Source organism: Streptomyces sp. NPDC012510, assembly GCF_042955065.1.
Classification (GTDB): domain Bacteria; phylum Actinomycetota; class Actinomycetes; order Streptomycetales; family Streptomycetaceae; genus Streptomyces.
This window is the reverse complement of record NZ_JBIBEN010000016.1, coordinates 137,655-153,598: the sequence shown is the minus strand read 5'-3', so window position 1 is coordinate 153,598 and position 15,944 is coordinate 137,655. Positions and strand designations below refer to the sequence as shown.

17 protein-coding genes are annotated in these 15,944 nt (G+C 70.1%); 4 read left to right on the top strand and 13 right to left on the bottom strand.

Annotated features, from left to right (window positions below):
• Positions 1-43: 43 nt before the first annotated feature.
• From mgt to ACFY9I_RS27935, 4 genes are all read left to right on the top strand, one after another.
• On the top strand, positions 44-1,228 hold the full coding sequence (gene mgt, locus ACFY9I_RS27950; protein ID WP_391006432.1) for a macrolide-inactivating glycosyltransferase: 1,185 nt from the start codon (positions 44-46) through the stop codon (positions 1,226-1,228).
• Between the two features lie 162 nt (positions 1,229-1,390).
• Complete coding sequence (locus ACFY9I_RS27945; protein ID WP_391006429.1) at positions 1,391-2,335, top strand: CDP-alcohol phosphatidyltransferase family protein; 945 nt, start codon at positions 1,391-1,393, stop codon at positions 2,333-2,335.
• A 171-nt stretch (positions 2,336-2,506) separates the two neighbouring features.
• Positions 2,507-3,055 carry a DUF1697 domain-containing protein gene (locus ACFY9I_RS27940; protein WP_391006426.1) on the top strand — a complete coding sequence of 183 codons (549 nt, stop codon included), beginning with the start codon at positions 2,507-2,509 and terminating at the stop codon, positions 3,053-3,055.
• A gap of 57 nt (positions 3,056-3,112) precedes the next feature.
• The gene (locus ACFY9I_RS27935) at positions 3,113-4,153 is read left to right on the top strand and encodes a 2-dehydropantoate 2-reductase N-terminal domain-containing protein (protein ID WP_391006423.1); all 1,041 of its coding nucleotides are present in this window, start codon (positions 3,113-3,115) and stop codon (positions 4,151-4,153) included.
• Between the two features lie 26 nt (positions 4,154-4,179).
• Here ACFY9I_RS27935 and ACFY9I_RS27930 read toward each other — a convergent pair whose 3' ends face one another.
• From ACFY9I_RS27930 to ACFY9I_RS27870, 13 genes are all read right to left on the bottom strand, one after another.
• Positions 4,180-4,944 carry a CbiX/SirB N-terminal domain-containing protein gene (locus ACFY9I_RS27930; RefSeq protein WP_391006420.1) on the bottom strand — a complete coding sequence of 255 codons (765 nt, stop codon included), beginning with the start codon at positions 4,942-4,944 and terminating at the stop codon, positions 4,180-4,182.
• Positions 4,945-4,979: 35 nt separating this feature from the next.
• On the bottom strand, positions 4,980-5,891 hold the full coding sequence (locus ACFY9I_RS27925; protein WP_391006417.1) for an ABC transporter permease subunit: 912 nt from the start codon (positions 5,889-5,891) through the stop codon (positions 4,980-4,982).
• Complete coding sequence (locus ACFY9I_RS27920) at positions 5,878-6,666, bottom strand: ATP-binding cassette domain-containing protein (protein WP_391006414.1); 789 nt, start codon at positions 6,664-6,666, stop codon at positions 5,878-5,880. Before ACFY9I_RS27920 ends, ACFY9I_RS27925 begins: the two co-directional genes overlap by 14 nt.
• 36 nt (positions 6,667-6,702) lie before the next feature.
• Positions 6,703-7,812 carry an aliphatic sulfonate ABC transporter substrate-binding protein gene (locus tag ACFY9I_RS27915; RefSeq protein WP_391006411.1) on the bottom strand — a complete coding sequence of 370 codons (1,110 nt, stop codon included), beginning with the start codon at positions 7,810-7,812 and terminating at the stop codon, positions 6,703-6,705.
• Between the two features lie 219 nt (positions 7,813-8,031).
• The gene (locus tag ACFY9I_RS27910; RefSeq protein WP_391006408.1) at positions 8,032-9,360 is read right to left on the bottom strand and encodes a GTP-binding protein; all 1,329 of its coding nucleotides are present in this window, start codon (positions 9,358-9,360) and stop codon (positions 8,032-8,034) included.
• A gap of 2 nt (positions 9,361-9,362) precedes the next feature.
• Positions 9,363-10,301 (bottom strand): sulfate adenylyltransferase subunit CysD, encoded by a 939-nt coding sequence (gene cysD, locus ACFY9I_RS27905; protein WP_391006405.1) that lies wholly within the window; start codon positions 10,299-10,301, stop codon positions 9,363-9,365.
• The gene (gene cysC, locus ACFY9I_RS27900) at positions 10,298-10,882 is read right to left on the bottom strand and encodes an adenylyl-sulfate kinase (protein WP_391006652.1); all 585 of its coding nucleotides are present in this window, start codon (positions 10,880-10,882) and stop codon (positions 10,298-10,300) included. Before cysC ends, cysD begins: the two co-directional genes overlap by 4 nt.
• 65 nt (positions 10,883-10,947) lie before the next feature.
• Positions 10,948-11,703 carry a phosphoadenylyl-sulfate reductase gene (locus ACFY9I_RS27895; RefSeq protein WP_391006402.1) on the bottom strand — a complete coding sequence of 252 codons (756 nt, stop codon included), beginning with the start codon at positions 11,701-11,703 and terminating at the stop codon, positions 10,948-10,950.
• Positions 11,700-11,879, bottom strand: coding sequence for a hypothetical protein (locus ACFY9I_RS27890; RefSeq protein ID WP_055540327.1), 180 nt, complete (start codon positions 11,877-11,879; stop codon positions 11,700-11,702). Before ACFY9I_RS27890 ends, ACFY9I_RS27895 begins: the two co-directional genes overlap by 4 nt.
• A gap of 31 nt (positions 11,880-11,910) precedes the next feature.
• Positions 11,911-13,602 (bottom strand): nitrite/sulfite reductase, encoded by a 1,692-nt coding sequence (locus ACFY9I_RS27885; RefSeq protein ID WP_391006398.1) that lies wholly within the window; start codon positions 13,600-13,602, stop codon positions 11,911-11,913.
• Between the two features lie 166 nt (positions 13,603-13,768).
• Positions 13,769-13,852: a putative leader peptide gene (locus ACFY9I_RS27880; protein WP_309474722.1), complete on the bottom strand. Its 84-nt coding sequence runs from the start codon at positions 13,850-13,852 to the stop codon at positions 13,769-13,771.
• Positions 13,853-13,944: 92 nt separating this feature from the next.
• The gene (locus tag ACFY9I_RS27875) at positions 13,945-14,526 is read right to left on the bottom strand and encodes a GNAT family N-acetyltransferase (protein ID WP_391006395.1); all 582 of its coding nucleotides are present in this window, start codon (positions 14,524-14,526) and stop codon (positions 13,945-13,947) included.
• A 53-nt stretch (positions 14,527-14,579) separates the two neighbouring features.
• Positions 14,580-15,944 (bottom strand): hypothetical protein, encoded by a 1,365-nt coding sequence (locus ACFY9I_RS27870; RefSeq protein WP_391006393.1) that lies wholly within the window; start codon positions 15,942-15,944, stop codon positions 14,580-14,582.

Below are 15,944 nucleotides of genomic sequence, written 5' to 3'. Positions count from 1 at the left end.
AAATATGTTGCACGAGACGTATCGTCTCGCATAAGGTCGCCGCATGACCGCCCACATCGCCATGTTCTCCATCGCCGCCCACGGCCACGTGAACCCGAGCCTCGAAGTGATCCGTGAGCTGGTGGCCCGCGGGCACCGGGTCACGTACGCCATCCCGCCGGCCTTCGCGGAGAAGGTGGCGGAGACCGGTGCCGAACCCAAGCTCTGGAACTCGACACTGCCCGGCCCCGACGCCGACCCCGAGGCCTGGGGCAGCACGCTCCTCGACAACGTGGAGCCCTTCCTCGACGACGCGATCCAGGCCCTGCCCCAGCTCATCGAGGCGTACGAGGGCGACGAACCCGATCTCGTGCTGCACGACATCACCGCCTACCCGGCGCCCGTCCTCGCCCACCGCTGGGGCGTGAAGGCGATCTCGCTCTCCCCGAACCTGGTCGCCTGGACCGGCTACGAGGAAGAGGTCGCCGAACCCATGTGGGCCGAGCCGAAGAAGACGGAGCGCGGCAGGGCGTACTACGCCCGGTTCCAGGCCTGGCTGGACGAGAACGGGATGGACGAGGATCCGGACTCCTTCGGCGCCCGTCCCGCCCGCTCCCTCGTCCTCATCCCGAAGGCGCTCCAGCCGAACGCCGACCGGGTCGACGAGAGCCGCTACACCTTCGTCGGCGCCTGTCAGGGCGACCGCTCGGCCCAGGGCGACTGGCAGCGGCCGGCCGACGCGGAGAAGGTGCTGCTCGTCTCCCTCGGCTCGTCCTTCACCAAGCAGCCCGACTTCTACCGCGCGTGCGTGGAGGCCTTCGGCGACCTGCCCGGCTGGTACACGGTGCTCCAGGTCGGCAGGCATGTCACCGCGGCGGAGCTGGGCGATGTCCCGGCCAACGTGGAAGTGCGCGACTGGGTGCCGCAGTTGGCGATCCTCAGGCAGGCCGACGCCTTCATCACCCACGCCGGCGCCGGCGGCAGCCAGGAAGGGCTTGCCACGGCCACGCCCATGGTCGCCGTACCGCAGGCCGTCGACCAGTTCGGCAACGCGGACATGCTCCAGGCGCTCGGCGTCGCCCGCCATCTGCCGATGGAGGAGGCGACGGCCGAGGCCCTGCGCGAGGCCGTTCTCGCCCTCGTCGACGATCCCGAGGTGGCGCGCCGTCTCAAGGAGATACGGGAGGGGATGGCGGGGGAGGGCGGCACCCGGCGGGCCGCCGATCTCATCGAGGCGGAGCTGGCATGACGCTCGGATAACGCCCAGGGCGCGCGGAAAATCCATTGACTCTGTTACCGGGTACGACCTTTACCCCCGCCGAAAGGTTGCGTTCCGTACTTCTTGTACCTCGGACGAACGGATTCCAAGCTGGGCGTGAATTCATCGAGAAGAACGCCAGGAAGTTGACCCATGCGCCGAGACATACCCGACCTCGTGGAAGTGCGCCGCGTCACGCAGAAGAAGCGGGACGCCTGGTGGACCGTGCTGCTCGTCGATCCGGTCGCCACCCCGCTGGTGCGGTGGACCGCGAAGTACACGCGGATCACACCCAACCAGCTCACCTGGGGCGCCTTCCTGCTGGGGCTGGTCTCGGCCGCCTTCTTCGCGTTGGGCGACTGGCGCTGGCTGATCGTCGGTGCCGTCGTCTACCACCTGAGCTTCGTCCTCGACTGCATGGACGGCAAGGTCGCCCGGCTCACCGGCCAGGGCTCGGTGTTCGGCGCCTGGCTCGACTTCGTCTTCGACCGCGTCCGGGTGGCGGCGTGTTCGGTGGCCCTGATGGCCGGGCAGTACCACCGCACGGGCGAGACCTTCTACATCTGGCTCGCCGCCGCCGTCATCGGCTGCGACGCGCTCCGCTACATCAACTCCCTGGAGACCTTCAAGGTCCGACACACCATGCGCAAGCAGATCAAGGCCCGCCTCCGCGAGGCCCGCCGCGCCGAGAACGAGCGGGAACTGGCCTTCATGGAGGACCTGCTGCGCGAGAACCCCGAGGCCGACATCGAGCAGGACCTGCGCACGGCCGCCGCCGAGGTCGTCCAGGCCGCGCCGCGGACCCAGGTCGTCGACCTGCACCAGGAGTTCCGCCGCCGCTTCCCCGCCTATCTGCGCGTCCGGTCCTTCCTGCTGCGCCACCGTGTCCGCCCCCATCTGATCAGCGGTATCGAGTTCCAGATGGGCGTCTTCATGATCGGCCCGCTGATCGACTCGGTGATGGCGGCGACCCTCGTCTCCGGCGCCCTGCTGCTCGTCTTCGAACTGGCCATCGTCTACAAACTGCTGCTGTCCACCCGCGACTTCGCCCGCACCCTCGACTCGTTCGACCGGGGCGACGTGGCCCAGGCGGCCTGAGCCCCGGACCCGGCGGACGAGGCGGACCAGGGGGACCAGGGGGACCAGGCGGACGACACAAGTGTGGGCCGGGACGGTGTGTCCGCCCGGCCCACCTCGACGGTCGGCCCGCACGGGTCCTCGCCACCCACCAGCGGTACGAGCGCGCCCCGCCACGCCTATCGTGTGCCCATGACGACTTACGCGGCGCTCCTTCGCGGGATCAACGTGGGTGGCAACAAGAAGGTCCCGATGGCCGACCTCCGCACCCTCCTGACGGGCCTCGGCCACACCGGTGTGGCCACCTACCTCCAGAGCGGCAACGCGGTCTTCACCAGCGACCACGGTGACGAGGACTCCCTCGCCGCCGAGATCACCACGGCCATCGAGAAACACTTCGGGTTCACCGTGGACGTCCTCGTACGCGACCACGCCTACCTGGAGTCCGTACGTGAGGCATGCCCGTTCCCGGCGGCGGAACTGGAGGGCAAGCAGCTCCACGTCACGTACTTCTCGGAGCCGGTGACCCCCGACCGCTTCTCCGCCATCGACCAACAGGCCTTCCTCCCGGAGGAGTTCAGAATCGGGGACAGGGTGCTGTACCTCTACGTCCCCGAGGGCCTCGGCCGGTCCAAACTCGCGGAGACCCTGTCGAGGCCCCGCCACGTCAAGGCCCTGATCGCGACGACCCGCAACTGGAACACGGTGGTGAAGCTGTCGGAGCTGACGAGGGCCATCTGAACCGCCGCTCGCTCAAGGGCGCGGGCCGTCTCCCCGGGCGCACCGTTTAATGACCCCATGCGATACATCGTCATCGGCGCAGGCGCGGTAGGCGGAGCCATCGGCGGCCGCCTCGCCCAGACCGGCCACGAGGTGGTCCTGGTGGCCCGCGGCGCCCACTACACGGCCCTGCGCGACCGCGGCCTCCGCCTCATCACCCCGGACGGCCCCCACACCCACCACCTCCCCACGGTCGACGGCCCCGCCGCACTCGGCGACCTCCGCCCCGACGACGTACTCCTCCTCGCGGTGAAGACCCAGGACACCGAGGCGGCCCTCGTCACCTGGGGCCCAGCCCCGGTGGCCGGCGGCGGCACCGCGGCGGAACGCCTCCCAGTGGTCTGCGCCCAGAACGGCGTCGAGAGCCAGCGCCTCGCCCTGCGCCGCTTCCGCCGGGTGTACGGCGTCTGCGTCTGGCTGCCCTCCACCTTCATCGAGCCCGGCGTAGTGTCGGCCGCCGGTACCCCACTCACCGGCATGCTCCACCTCGGCCGCTACTCCCACGGCACCGACGACACGGCCCACCGCATCGCCGCCGACCTGGAGAGGTCCTGGTTCGAGGCCCCGGTCGTGCCGGACGTACAGCGCTGGCAGTACGCCAAACTGCTGGGCAATCTGGGCAACGCCCTCGAAGCGGTGAGCGGCCCGATCGACAGCGCCCCGGCCCGGGACCTGTTCGCCAGGGTGCGGGCGGAGGGCGAGCGGGTCCTCGACGCCGCCGGAATCCCTTACGCGAGCGACGAGGAACAGCGGGAGGCCCGCGGCGACAGGATCACCCTGGTCCCGCTCGACGGCGTCCCACGAGGGGGTGGCTCCTCCTGGCAGTCCCTCACCCGCGGTACCGGCACCATCGAGGCCGACCATCTCAACGGCGAGATCGCCCTGCTGGGCCGCCTGCACGACGTGCCGACCCCGCTCAACGAACTGCTGCAGCGACTCGCCAACACGTTCGCCCGCGAGCACAAGGAGGCCGGTTCCCTGCCTGTGGCGAAGCTGCTGAGAATGGCGGACGACGCCGTAGCGCAGGGAGAGATCCACGCGTCACACGATGGGCGCTGAAGCCACGCTCGTGTGAGCCGTCGCGCTCAGGCGCTCGCTCTCACCCTCGTCCGCAGGAGCGTCCTCGTGGAGGCCTCGTCGTACCTGCGCAGCAGCAGCCGTGCCACTTCCGGTGAGGCACCCAGCACCTCGCCCAGTACATCCGCCTGCGCAGCGCCCCGCGCGATGCGGTCCGGCAGGAAACCGGGGGCGAGGACGTACGGGGCGACGGCGACGCGTGCGCAGCCGAGGTCACGCAGTTCCCGTACTGCGTCCTCCGTGCGAGGGAACCCCGCGGGAAACGCGGCGGAGGCGAACGCGGGTCGCACGGCGCACCAACCGGTGTGCCGCCACTCCCGCGCGATTGCTGCGATCACCGCGATCGCCTCCGGGTCGGTGGACCCCGCCGAGGCCAGCACGACCCCGGTCGAGGACTTGTCGGCGGGGCTCAACCCCGCCTCGTACAGCCGCCGTTCGAGGGCCGACAGCAGCAGGGGCGAGGGGCCGAGGACCTCCGCCTGGCGGATGCGCAGGCCCGGCGGGGCCTCTCGCAGTACCGCCGGGATGTCCGCCTTGGCGTGGAAGGCACGGGTCAGGAGCAGGGGCAGGACCACCACGTCCCGTACGCCCTCCGCCGCCAGCGACTCCAGCACCCCTTGGACGGAGGGGACGTTGAAGTCGAGGAAGCCGGTCTCCACGCGCAGCCCGGGACGCGTCGCCCGGACCCGACGCACCAGGGCGTGGACGGTCGCGGCGTGCCGCGGGTCGCGGCTGCCGTGGGCGATGACGAGGAGGACGGGGCTGTGGTTCATGGAAGGTCGGCTCGGCTCTCTTTCGACGGCTCGGTCTAGCGGCTCACCAGCAGACCTCGGCTGCGGAGCACCCACCGCTCCAGCGGGCTGAAGATCAGCAGGTCGATGGCGATACCGACGATCAGGATGAGGAAGATCGCGAGGAAGACCTGCGACATGCTGCTGTTGGTGCGGCCGGCCTCCAGCAACTGGCCGAGGCCCATGCCCATGTCCGGGGCCTTCGCGATGATCTCGGCGGCCATCAGCGAGCGCCACGAGAACGCCCAGCCCTGCTTCAGACCGGCCACGTAGCCGGGCAGCGCCGCCGGCATCACGATGTGCCAGGTGCCCTTCAGTCCCGTCGCGCCCAGGGTGCGGCCGGCCCGCAGGAACAGCGGTGGCACCTGGTCGATGCCGGACACCAGACCGTTGGCGATGGATGGGACCGCGCCGAGCAGGATCACCGTGTACATCACCGACGGCTCCAGGCCCAGCCAGACCACCGCGGGCGGCACCCATGCCACCGACGGCAGCGACTGCAGACCGGACAGGATCGGACCGATCGCCGCGCGGACGATGCGGATCCGGGCCACCAGCAGCCCCAGCGGGGTGCCGATCAGCAGCGCCAGCAGGAAGCCCAGCAGACCCCGGGAGACACTGGTCCAGATGTATTCGAGGAGGGTGCCCTGCAGCCAGGCGTCGCGCACCTCGCCCCACACGGCGGACGGCGCGGGCAGCTTGTAGGGGGGCGCGACCTCGGCCCAGACGAGGAGCTGCCACACCGCGAGCGTCAGCGCGACCGCGACGACCGGCGGCAGCACCTTGCGCACGAGGACCTGACGCAGCGGCGGCCGCCCGGTCTGCACCGTGTCCAGCGCGTCGAGGCCCGCCTCCAGGCCGGCGAGATCGTCGGAGTCCTTGACGTTCTTGCCGGGGCCGGCGTCGCCCTTGGTCTCAGTGCTGGCCATGGCGGCGGATCTCCTTGCGCAGTTCTTCGGTGATCTCGACGGACAGCTCCGCCACAGCGGTGTCCTCGATACGGCGCGGCTGCGGGATGCCCACCGTCCACTCGCGGGCCACCCGGCCCGGACGCGAGGACAGCAGCACCACGCGCTCGGCGAGGCGTACCGCCTCGCGCACGTTGTGCGTCACGAACAGCACCGACAGCTTCGTCTCGCTCCAGATGCGGGTCAGCTCGTCGTGCAGGACGTCACGGGTGATGGCGTCGAGCGCGGCGAACGGCTCGTCCATCAGCAGCAGCTTGCTCTCCTGCGCCAGCGCGCGGGCCAGGGCCACGCGCTGGCGCATACCGCCGGACAGCTCGTGCACCCGCTTGCCGTAGGCGCCCTTGAGCCGGACCAGGCCCAGCAGCTCCTCGGTGCGCTCGCGCCGCTCGTTCTTGGGAACGCCCCTGAGCTTCAGGGCGAGTTCGATGTTCTTGCCCGCGGTCAGCCACGGGAACAGGGCGTGCTCCTGGAACATCAGGGCCGGACGCCCGTCGGTCGAGATGCTGCCCGCGCTGGGCTTGTCGAGCCCGGCGACCAGGTTGAGCAGCGTCGACTTGCCGCAGCCCGAGGCCCCCAGAAGGGTGACGAACTCGCCCGGCGCGACATCGAGGGTGATGTCGTCGAGGACGAGCTGCTGCCCGGCGGGTCCGGCGAAGGACTTCGACACGTGCTCGATACGGGCGGCGTGCAGATCCGCCTGGACGCCGTCGGCGGCCTTGGCGAGTGCGGTGGCCATGGTCGTCACCTCCTGGGAACTCATCGGACTGTGCGGTTACTCGGCGCCGAGACCGGCGTCGTCGACCTCGGGCTCACCCGCGGCCTTGAGGACCTTGTTCAGCAGCGTCAGGTCGTAGATGCCGTCCAGCTTCGGCTTCTCCAGCAGACCCGCCTTCACGGCGTGCCCGGCCTCCGTGTTGAGGGTGGAGGCCAGCGGGTCGTCGGTGAACTGGATGGACTTCCACGCCGGGTCGAGCACGTCCGCCGGCAGTTCCTTGCCGGAGTCGGCCTTCAACTGGGCGTTCGCCGCGGCCTTGGCGTCGTCCGGGTCGGACTTGATGTACGCGTTGGTCTTCACCGAGGCGCGCAGCACGGCCTCGACGACGTCCGGGTGCTCCTTCAGGAACTCCTGCCGCACGATGATGTTCGTGATCACGAACTTCTTGTCCGGCCACAGGTCCGCCTCGTCCAGCAGTACCTTCGCGCCCTCGGCCACCAGCTTCGACGCGGTCGGCTCCGGCACCCAGGCGCCGTCGATGGCACCGGACTTGTAGGCGTCCGGGGCCACCGAGTTCTCCGTGCGGACGACGGAGACATCGCCCTTGCCGCTCTGCGGGTCGACCTTCCAGCCCTGCTCCGCGATCCAGTTGAGGAACGCCACGTCCTGGGTGTTGCCGAGCTGCGGGGTGGCGATCTTCTTGCCCTTGACGTCCTTCAGGGACTTGATCTTGTCCGGGTCGACCACGAGCTTCACACCGCCGGACGCCGAACCGCCGATGATGCGCAGGTTGGTGCCGTCCGCCTGGGTGTAGCCGTTGATCGCCGGGGAGGGACCGATCCAGCCGATGTCGATGGAGCCGCCGTTGAGTGCCTCGATCTCGGAGGGACCGGCGTTGAAGGTCGTGTACTTCGCCTGTGTGCCGCCGAGCTCCTTCTGGAAGAAGCCCTTCTGGATGCCGACGAGGGCGGTGGCGTGGGTGAGGTTGCCGAAGTACCCGATGCTGACGGAGTCGAGTCCGTCGATCTTCTCGGCCCCGGCGGCGACCTGCGAGGCGTCGTCCTCGGGGGCCTGGGAACCGTAACCGCAGGCGGCGAGAGCGAGGAGTGGAAGCGTGGTGACGGCCGCGAGGGCTCGTCGGAAGGCGGCTGATCGTCGTGCAGGCACGGGAGGTGTTCCTCTCGGAGGCCCGGCGGTCACGGTCTCTCAGGTCGTGGCCGGGAGGTCGGGTTTTCGTCTACGGCGGTGGGGGGTGAGGGCGCGCGAGCGGTGCGCGTACGTCATCGCACACATCGCGCCACTCCGCCCTGTCCGCTTCCGAGGGCGCCGCTGCCCACACGGCCGCCCTCCTTCGCGAACGTCGCGTAGACGTCGAGGGAGTTCATGTCAGAAGTCCCACCCGTCGTCCTCGGCCTCGTCCTTGACGGGCTCCGGGGAGGCGAACGACTCCCCGACCATGCCGGCGGTCAGCGTCGTACCGTCCGACGGGTCGATCAGGATGAAGGAGCCCGTGCGACGGGAGTCGGCGTAGGAGTCCACCGGCAGCGCCTCCGCCGTGCGGATCTTCACCCGCCCGATGTCGTTGGCGACGAGCTGCCCCGGGTGCGGGTGCAGGGACAGGTCGTCGAGCGTCAGCCGGGACGGGATGTCCTTCACGATCGCCTTGACCGTACGGGTGCCGTGCTTGAGCAGCACCCGGTGACCGACCGTCAGCGGCTGGTCGGCGACGTGGCAGACGGTCGCCTCGATGTCCTGCGTGGTCGCGGGCGCGTCCTTGCTGGGCACCAGCAGATCACCGCGCGAGATGTCGATGTCGTCCTCCAGCAGGAGGGTCACCGACTGCGGCGTGTACGCCGCCTCGACCGGCTTGCCCAGCAGGTCGATGCCCGTGACCTTGGTCGTACGACCGGAGGGCAGCACCGTCACCGAGTCGCCGACCCGGAACGTACCGGCCGCGATCTGGCCCGCGTAGCCCCGGTAGTCCGGGTGCTCGGCGGTCTGCGGACGGATCACGTACTGCACGGGCAGACGCGCGTGGCAGTGCGCCAGGTCGTGGCTGACCGGCACGGACTCCAGGTGCTCCAGGAAGGTCGGACCGCCGTACCAGTCCATCTCGGCCGACGGCTCCACCACGTTGTCACCGGCGAGCGCCGAGATCGGGATGGAGGTGATCTCCGGGACGCCCAGCTCGGACGCGTACGCCGTGAACTCCTCGGCGATCCGCGCGAAGACCCGCTCCTCGTACCCGACGAGGTCCATCTTGTTGACCGCGAGGACCACATGCGGGACCCGCAGCAGCGCGGCGATCGCGGCGTGCCGGCGGGTCTGCTCGACGACACCGTTGCGGGCGTCGACCAGGATCACCGTCAGCTCGGCCGTGGAGGCGCCGGTCACCATGTTGCGGGTGTACTGCACATGGCCGGGCGTGTCGGCGAGGATGAAGCGCCGCTTGGCCGTGGCGAAGTAGCGGTAGGCCACGTCGATGGTGATGCCCTGCTCCCGCTCGGCCCGCAGGCCGTCGGTGAGCAGCGCCAGGTCAGGGCCCTCCTGGCCCCGGCTCGCCGAGGCGCGTGCCACGGCCTCCAACTGGTCGGTGAGGACCGACTTGGAGTCGTGCAGCAGCCGGCCGACGAGGGTGGACTTGCCGTCGTCGACCGAACCGGCGGTCGCGAAACGCAGCAGGGTCGTCTCGGTGAGTTCCGTGGTCGTGCTCATGGCTAGAAGTACCCCTCGCGCTTACGGTCTTCCATCGCGGCCTCGGACATCTTGTCGTCGGCGCGCGTCGCGCCCCGCTCGGTGAGCCGGGAGGCGGCGATCTCGGTGATCACGGCCTCCAGGGTGGTCGCGTCGGAGTCGACGGCGCCCGTGCAGGACATGTCACCCACGGTCCGGTAGCGGACGAGGCGCTTGACGACGGTCTCGCCCTCCTTGGGGCCGCCCCACTCGCCGGCGGTCAGCCACATCCCGGCCCGCTGGAACACCTCACGCTCGTGCGCGAAGTAGATCTCCGGCAGCTCGATGCCCTCCCGGGCGATGTACTGCCACACGTCCAGCTCGGTCCAGTTGGACAGCGGGAACACCCGGACGTGCTCACCGGGCGCGTGGCGGCCGTTGTACAGCTGCCACAGCTCCGGCCGCTGGCGGCGCGGGTCCCACTGGGAGAACTCGTCCCGCAGCGAGAACACCCGCTCCTTGGCGCGCGCCTTCTCCTCGTCGCGACGGCCACCGCCGAAGACGGCGTCGAACTTCTCCGCCTGGATCCTCTCGGTGAGCGGCACGGTCTGCAGGGGGTTGCGGGTGCCGTCGGGACGCTCCTTGAGCACCCCGCGGTCGATGTAGTCCTGCACGGAGGCCACATGCAGCCGCAGGTTGTGCCGGTCGACCGTGCGGTCGCGGTACTCCAGCACCTCGGGGAAGTTGTGCCCGGTGTCCACGTGCAGCAGCGAGAAGGGGATCGCCGCGGGGGCGAAGGCCTTCAGCGCCAGGTGGAGCATGACGATGGAGTCCTTGCCGCCGGAGAAGAGGATCACCGGCCGCTCGAACTCGCCCGCCACCTCGCGGAAGATGTGGACCGCCTCGGACTCCAGGGCGTCCAGGTGGGACAGGGTGTAGGGGGTGCCGGTCTCCTCGGAGACGGACGCGACGGTCGTCGTCATGCCAGACCCCTCTCGGTGAGCAGCTTGTGGACCAGCGCCGCGGACTCCTGGACCGTCTGGTCCTGCGACTCGATGCGCAGATCCGGGGTCTCGGGAGCCTCGTACGGGTCGTCGACCCCGGTCAGCCCGGAGATCTCACCGGCCGCCTGCTTGGCGTACAGGCCCTTCACATCGCGTTCGGAGCACACCTCGACCGGCGTCGCCACATGCACCTCGACGTACGCGGCGCCGCTCGCCGCGTGCCGCTCACGGACCGCCTCGCGGCTGTCTGCGTAGGGCGCGATGACCGGTACGAGCGCCTTGACGCCGTTACGGGCGAGCAGGTCGGCGAGGAAGCCGATGCGCTGCACGTTGGTGTGCCGGTCGGCGCGGCTGAAACCGAGGTCCGCGGTGAGGAACTCGCGGATCTCGTCGCCGTCGAGCACCTCCACGAGGTGCCCCTCCTCGCGCAGCCGGCCCGCGAGCTCGTGGGCGATGGTGGTCTTGCCGGCGCTCGGCAGACCCGTGAGCCAGACGGTGGCTCCGGTGGCTCCGGTCGTCACTTGGTTCTCCTGGTTCGTCACAGGAACGTTGCTCGTCACACCGTGGTTCGTCACGGGGACGGTGTTCGCGGTGGTGTCGGTGATCTCGGCAGGCACTGCGGCGGTCACAGGTGCAGCCCGCACTCGGTCTTGGCGTTGCCCGCCCAGCGTCCGGCCCGCGCGTCCTCGCCCGGGGCGACCCGGCGGGTGCAGGGGGCGCAGCCCACGGACGTGTAGCCGTCCATCAGCAGGGGGTTGGTCAGCACGCCGTGCTCGGCGACGTAGGCGTCCACGTCGTCCTGCGTCCAGCGGGCTATCGGGGAGACCTTGACCTTGCCGCGCTTGTCGTCCCAGCCGACGACCGGGGTGTTCGCCCGGGACTCGGACTCGTCGCGGCGCAGGCCGGTCGCCCACGCGTCGAACCGGGTCAGGCCCTCTTCGAGCGGCTTGACCTTGCGCAGGAAGCAGCACAGGTCGGGGTCGCGGTCGTGCAGCTTCGGGCCGTACTCGGCGTCCTGCTCGGCGACCGTCTGCCGTGGGGTGATCGTGAGGACGTTGACGTCCATCACGGCCTCGACCGCGTCGCGGGTGCCGATGGTCTCCGGGAAGTGGTAGCCGGTGTCCAGGAACACGACGTCCACGCCGGGCCTGGCCCGGGAGGCGAGGTGCGCGACCACCGCGTCCTCCATCGAGGAGGTCACGCAGAAGCGCTCGCCGAAGGTGTCCACGGCCCACTGGAGGATCTCCAGTGCCGAGGCGTCCTCCAGATCGCGGCCGGCCTGCTCGGCGAGCGCCTTCAGCTCCGCGCGCTTCGCCGCGTCCGGGTCGTCCGCGTCCTTCGAGGACGCGGATGTATCGGAATCCGCCTGAACGGTAGTCATATGTGATCCCCTCCGCTGTCGGCTCGCTGAAGCCCCCGGGCCAGCAGCCCGAGGAACTTCAACTGGAAGGCTCGATTGCAGGCCCCGCATTCCCACGCGCCGTGACCTTCTTCGTTCGGGCGCAGGTCCTCGTCACCGCAGTAGGGGCAGTAGAAAGGCGCGGCACGCTCGCTCACGACAGCGCCTCCCTCTTCTTTGCGGCCCGGCTCACGACAGCGCCTCCTCAGAGGCCCGACCGACCCAGGTGGCGAACCGCTCGCCGTCCTCGCGCTCCTCCTGGAACCGCTTGAGCACGCGCTCGACGTAGTCGGGCAGCTCCTCGGAGGTGACCTTCAGACCGCGCACCTTGCGGCCGAACCCGGCCTCCAGGCCGAGCGCGCCGCCCAGGTGCACCTGGAAGCCTTCGACCTGCTCGCCCGCGTCGTTCAGGACGAGCTGTCCCTTGAGACCGATGTCCGCCACCTGGATCCGCGCGCAGGCGTTGGGGCAGCCGTTGATGTTGATGGTGATCGGCTCGTCGAAGTCCGGGATCCGGCGCTCCAGTTCGTCTATCAGGGAGGAGCCGCGCTGCTTCGTCTCGACGATGGCGAGCTTGCAGTACTCGATGCCGGTGCAGGCCATGGTGCCGCGCCGGAACGGCGACGGGTTCACCGTGAGGTCCAGCGCCTCCAGCCCCGCCACCAGAGAGTCGACCTGCTCCTCGGTGACGTCGAGCACGATCATCTTCTGCTCGACGGTGGTCCGGACGCGGCCCGAGCCGTGCGCCTCGGCGAGATCGGCGATCTTCGTCAGGGTGGTGCCGTCGACACGGCCGACGCGGGGGGCGAAGCCGACGTAGTAGCGGCCGTCGTTCTGCGGGTGCACACCCACGTGGTCGCGCCAGCGCGCCACCGGCTGGTCGGGCGCCGGGCCGTCGACCAGCTTCCGCTTGAGGTACTCGTCCTCCAGGACCTGGCGGAACTTCTCGGTGCCCCAGTCGGCGAGCAGGAACTTGAGCCGGGCGCGGGTGCGCAGCCGCCGGTAGCCGTAGTCGCGGAAGATCGAGATGACGCCCTCGTACACGTCCGCGACCTCGTCCAGCGGCACCCAGGCGCCGAGCCGCTGCCCGATCTTGGGGTTGGTGGACAGACCGCCGCCGACCCACAGGTCGAAGCCGGGTCCGTGCTCGGGGTGGCGGACACCGACGAAGGCGATGTCGTTGATCTCGTGCGCCACATCGAGCAGCGGGGAGCCGGAGATCGCGGACTTGAACTTGCGGGGCAGGTTGGAGAAGGCCTTGTTGCCGATGATCCGCCGGCTGATCTCCTCCATCGCGGGCGTGCCGTCGATGATCTCGTCCGCGGCGATACCGGCCACGGGTGAGCCGATGATCACACGGGGGGTGTCACCGCAGGCCTCGGTGGTGGACAGGCCGACGGCCTCCAGCCGCTCCCAGATCTCGGGCATGTCCTCGACCCGGATCCAGTGGTACTGCACGTTCTGCCGGTCGGTGATGTCGGCGGTGCCCCGCGCGAACTCCTGCGAGATCTCGCCGATCACCCGAAGCTGCTGGGTGGTGAGCCGACCGCCGTCGATCCGCACCCGCAGCATGAAGTACTTGTCGTCCAGCTCCTCCGGCTCCAGGATCGCGGTCTTGCCGCCGTCGATCCCGGGCTTGCGCTGGGTGTAGAGGCCCCACCAGCGCATGCGGCCGCGCAGGTCGTTGGGGTCGATCGAGTCGAAGCCGCGCTTGGAGTAGATCGTCTCAATGCGTGTCCGCACATTGAGACCGTCGTCGTCCTTCTTGAACTGCTCGTTGCCGTTCAGCGGGGTGAAGTGTCCCGCGGCCCACTGGCCCTCGCCACGGTGACGGCTCACCTTGCGGCGGGGCGTGGCGGGGTTCTGCGGGGTGGCGGCCATGGTGGTATGTCCTTCGGGAAAGGCGGGGAGGCGGCTCTGACCTGCGCTTGCGCGCGCATGCGAGCACACGCGCGGCGTGTGCGGCGCCTGCGCGTCCTTGCGCTGGCTCAAACAGAGGAGGTGCGGCGCTGTCGCCCGGGGTCGTCCAACCCCTCGCGGTAGGGCGTCAGCTCACCGGACAGATGGCGCTGGACATGCGGCCGAGGTCGACGTGCCGCCGACTCACCAAGGCAATTCCAGTTCCAGACATGACGGAAGCGTGTCACGCCTCTTTAGACTCAGTCCACCGTAGTCCACATCTCGGACAGGGATGTCCCGCATGTCGAGACGGTGTGATGTGGGTCATGGTGTGGGAACGGCTGCCCCGGGCCAGGGCCCCGGCGCCGGAGCGTCCGGCTCCTCCGTCACCTTCGTGTCGAACAGTCTGAACCCCCGCCGCAGGTAGTTCCCCATGGCGTGCTCCCCGTCCCGGCTGCAGGTGTGCAGCCAGATCCGCTTGGTCGGAGGCAGTCCGGGCCACCGCTCGGCGAGGTCCCAGGCGCGGGCCGTCCCGTACGACAGAAGGTGTCCGCCGATCCTCCGCCCCCGGAACGCCGGGATCAGCCCGAAGTACGCGATCTCCACGACCCCGTCGTCCTGCGGATCCAGCTCGACGTAACCGGCGGGCGTGCCCCGGTCGTAGGCGACCCAGGTCTCCACACCGGGCCGGCCCAGATGTTCCCGCCACCGCTCGTACGACCACGACAGCCGGTCGATCCAGAGGATGTCCCCGCCGACGGAGGCGTACAGGAAACGGCTGAACTCGGGCGAGGGCACCTCGGCGCGCACGACATGGACGTCGTCGCCGTCGGGCGCGGCGGCGGAAAGCAGATCGCTCGGCGAGGTCTGCTCCAGGGACCAGGTGGTGACGGGGCTGCTGCTCATGAGGTCAGGGAATCACGCGGCCCGACCCGCCTCCAAAGCCGGGCCATGAGCCCCTAGTCCAGCGTGCCGTCGACGTCCGACAGCTTCACGGCGTACAGCACGCGCTCCGGGATCGGGTCCGTGAGCGTCCACACCTCGTCGGTCTCCGGCGAGTAGGAGAGGGAGGCGGTGTGCCGTCCCCAGCAGGCGTACGACCTGAGGCCCGACTTCTCGTCGGCTTTGTTCTCCGCGCACGTGGCGGCCTTCGCCCCGTCCTCGTCCTGCCGCCAGAGGGTGTCGTGTCCGTCACGGCCCTCGCCGGCCTGCCCGACGTACCACCGGCCGCCATGGGAGAGGACACCTCGCACACCGGTGGCCTCGGTCCGGTACGCCTCGGTGGCGGCGACGTCGCTCTCGCGCCCGGTGGTGGCGAGCAGCCCGGTGCGGTCGGCGGTGGTGTCCAGGGCGTAGCGCCAGACGCGGGCGGGCTCCTCGCGGCCCGGCCGGAACGACTCGGTCGCGACGACGCTGGGCCGCGTCGCCGTCCGGTCGAGGGAGAGCGAGCCGAAGCAGGGCACCCCGTCGTTGTCGCGTGCGTCGCAACCGCCGCCCGCTGCCGGACTGTAGGCGGCGACCGCCGGCAGCACGTACCGGTAGTGGTGGGCCGACCAGCCGTCGCCGACCTTGCCGATCACCTCGCTGTCGGTCATGTCGGCGCGGAGGAAACGAGCCAGGTCGAACACGTACAGCGAGTCGTCCTGACGCCCGCCGCTCTCCGGGCCCCGCGCGGTGACGATCAGCTTGTCCTCGTACCAGGCCATGCCGCCGAGCCGGGAGCGCAGACCGTCGAAGCCCTGTCCGTCGGCCTTCGGCACGACCAGCAGGACCCACCGGTACCTGAGGCTCGCCGGATCCCGGGCGTCGACGAAGGCGACCCGGGTGAGTCCCTCGTCGTCGGTGCCTGCGCGGTCGTCGTCGGCGCTGTGGGTCCAGCCGGCCACGATGACCTGGTTGTCGCGGGACGTGGTGACCGACCGGGGGACCCATGTGTCGTCGACGGCGTCGGCGGGCTCCCAGCAGTAGGCCCGCGCGGCTTCCGGCTCCGCGGGCAGGTTCTGCTTCTCGGAGGCGAAGCAGTCGCCCTCGGCGCGCATCGCGTGGTTGGCGCTCCTCAGCACCTCGTCGACACCGACGCCGCCGCCCATCTCGTCGGCGAGGCTGTGCAGCTCGGTCCCGTCCGTCAGGGTCTCCCGCAGGCCGAGCTCGCGCAGCTCACCGGCCGAGGTGATCGAGGAGAGCGCGCCAGGTGTCTCGCCGCCCGCCGCCTGCGACGTGCTGATCAGTGTGGCCGCCGCCGTGAGCGCCAGCGCGGTTCCCGCCAGCGACGCGCGCAGCGCACGTCCCCTTCTGCGTCGACGGTGCCTGCCGCGGTGCTTCAT

Coding starts and splice junctions, on each gene's coding strand:
- ACFY9I_RS27910 (WP_391006408.1), bottom strand. CDS start 9,360: ATGAGCACGACCACGGAACTCACCGAGACGACCCTGCTGCGTTTCGCG.
- ACFY9I_RS27930 (WP_391006420.1), bottom strand. CDS start 4,944: ATGAACCACAGCCCCGTCCTCCTCGTCATCGCCCACGGCAGCCGCGAC.
- cysD (WP_391006405.1), bottom strand. CDS start 10,301: ATGACGACGACCGTCGCGTCCGTCTCCGAGGAGACCGGCACCCCCTAC.
- ACFY9I_RS27940 (WP_391006426.1), top strand. CDS start 2,507: ATGACGACTTACGCGGCGCTCCTTCGCGGGATCAACGTGGGTGGCAAC.
- mgt (WP_391006432.1), top strand. CDS start 44: ATGACCGCCCACATCGCCATGTTCTCCATCGCCGCCCACGGCCACGTG.
- ACFY9I_RS27945 (WP_391006429.1), top strand. CDS start 1,391: ATGCGCCGAGACATACCCGACCTCGTGGAAGTGCGCCGCGTCACGCAG.
- ACFY9I_RS27925 (WP_391006417.1), bottom strand. CDS start 5,891: ATGGCCAGCACTGAGACCAAGGGCGACGCCGGCCCCGGCAAGAACGTC.
- ACFY9I_RS27875 (WP_391006395.1), bottom strand. CDS start 14,526: ATGAGCAGCAGCCCCGTCACCACCTGGTCCCTGGAGCAGACCTCGCCG.
- ACFY9I_RS27920 (WP_391006414.1), bottom strand. CDS start 6,666: ATGGCCACCGCACTCGCCAAGGCCGCCGACGGCGTCCAGGCGGATCTG.
- ACFY9I_RS27935 (WP_391006423.1), top strand. CDS start 3,113: ATGCGATACATCGTCATCGGCGCAGGCGCGGTAGGCGGAGCCATCGGC.
- ACFY9I_RS27885 (WP_391006398.1), bottom strand. CDS start 13,602: ATGGCCGCCACCCCGCAGAACCCCGCCACGCCCCGCCGCAAGGTGAGC.
- ACFY9I_RS27895 (WP_391006402.1), bottom strand. CDS start 11,703: ATGACTACCGTTCAGGCGGATTCCGATACATCCGCGTCCTCGAAGGAC.
- ACFY9I_RS27880 (WP_309474722.1), bottom strand. CDS start 13,852: ATGTCTGGAACTGGAATTGCCTTGGTGAGTCGGCGGCACGTCGACCTC.
- ACFY9I_RS27870 (WP_391006393.1), bottom strand. CDS start 15,944: ATGAAGCACCGCGGCAGGCACCGTCGACGCAGAAGGGGACGTGCGCTG.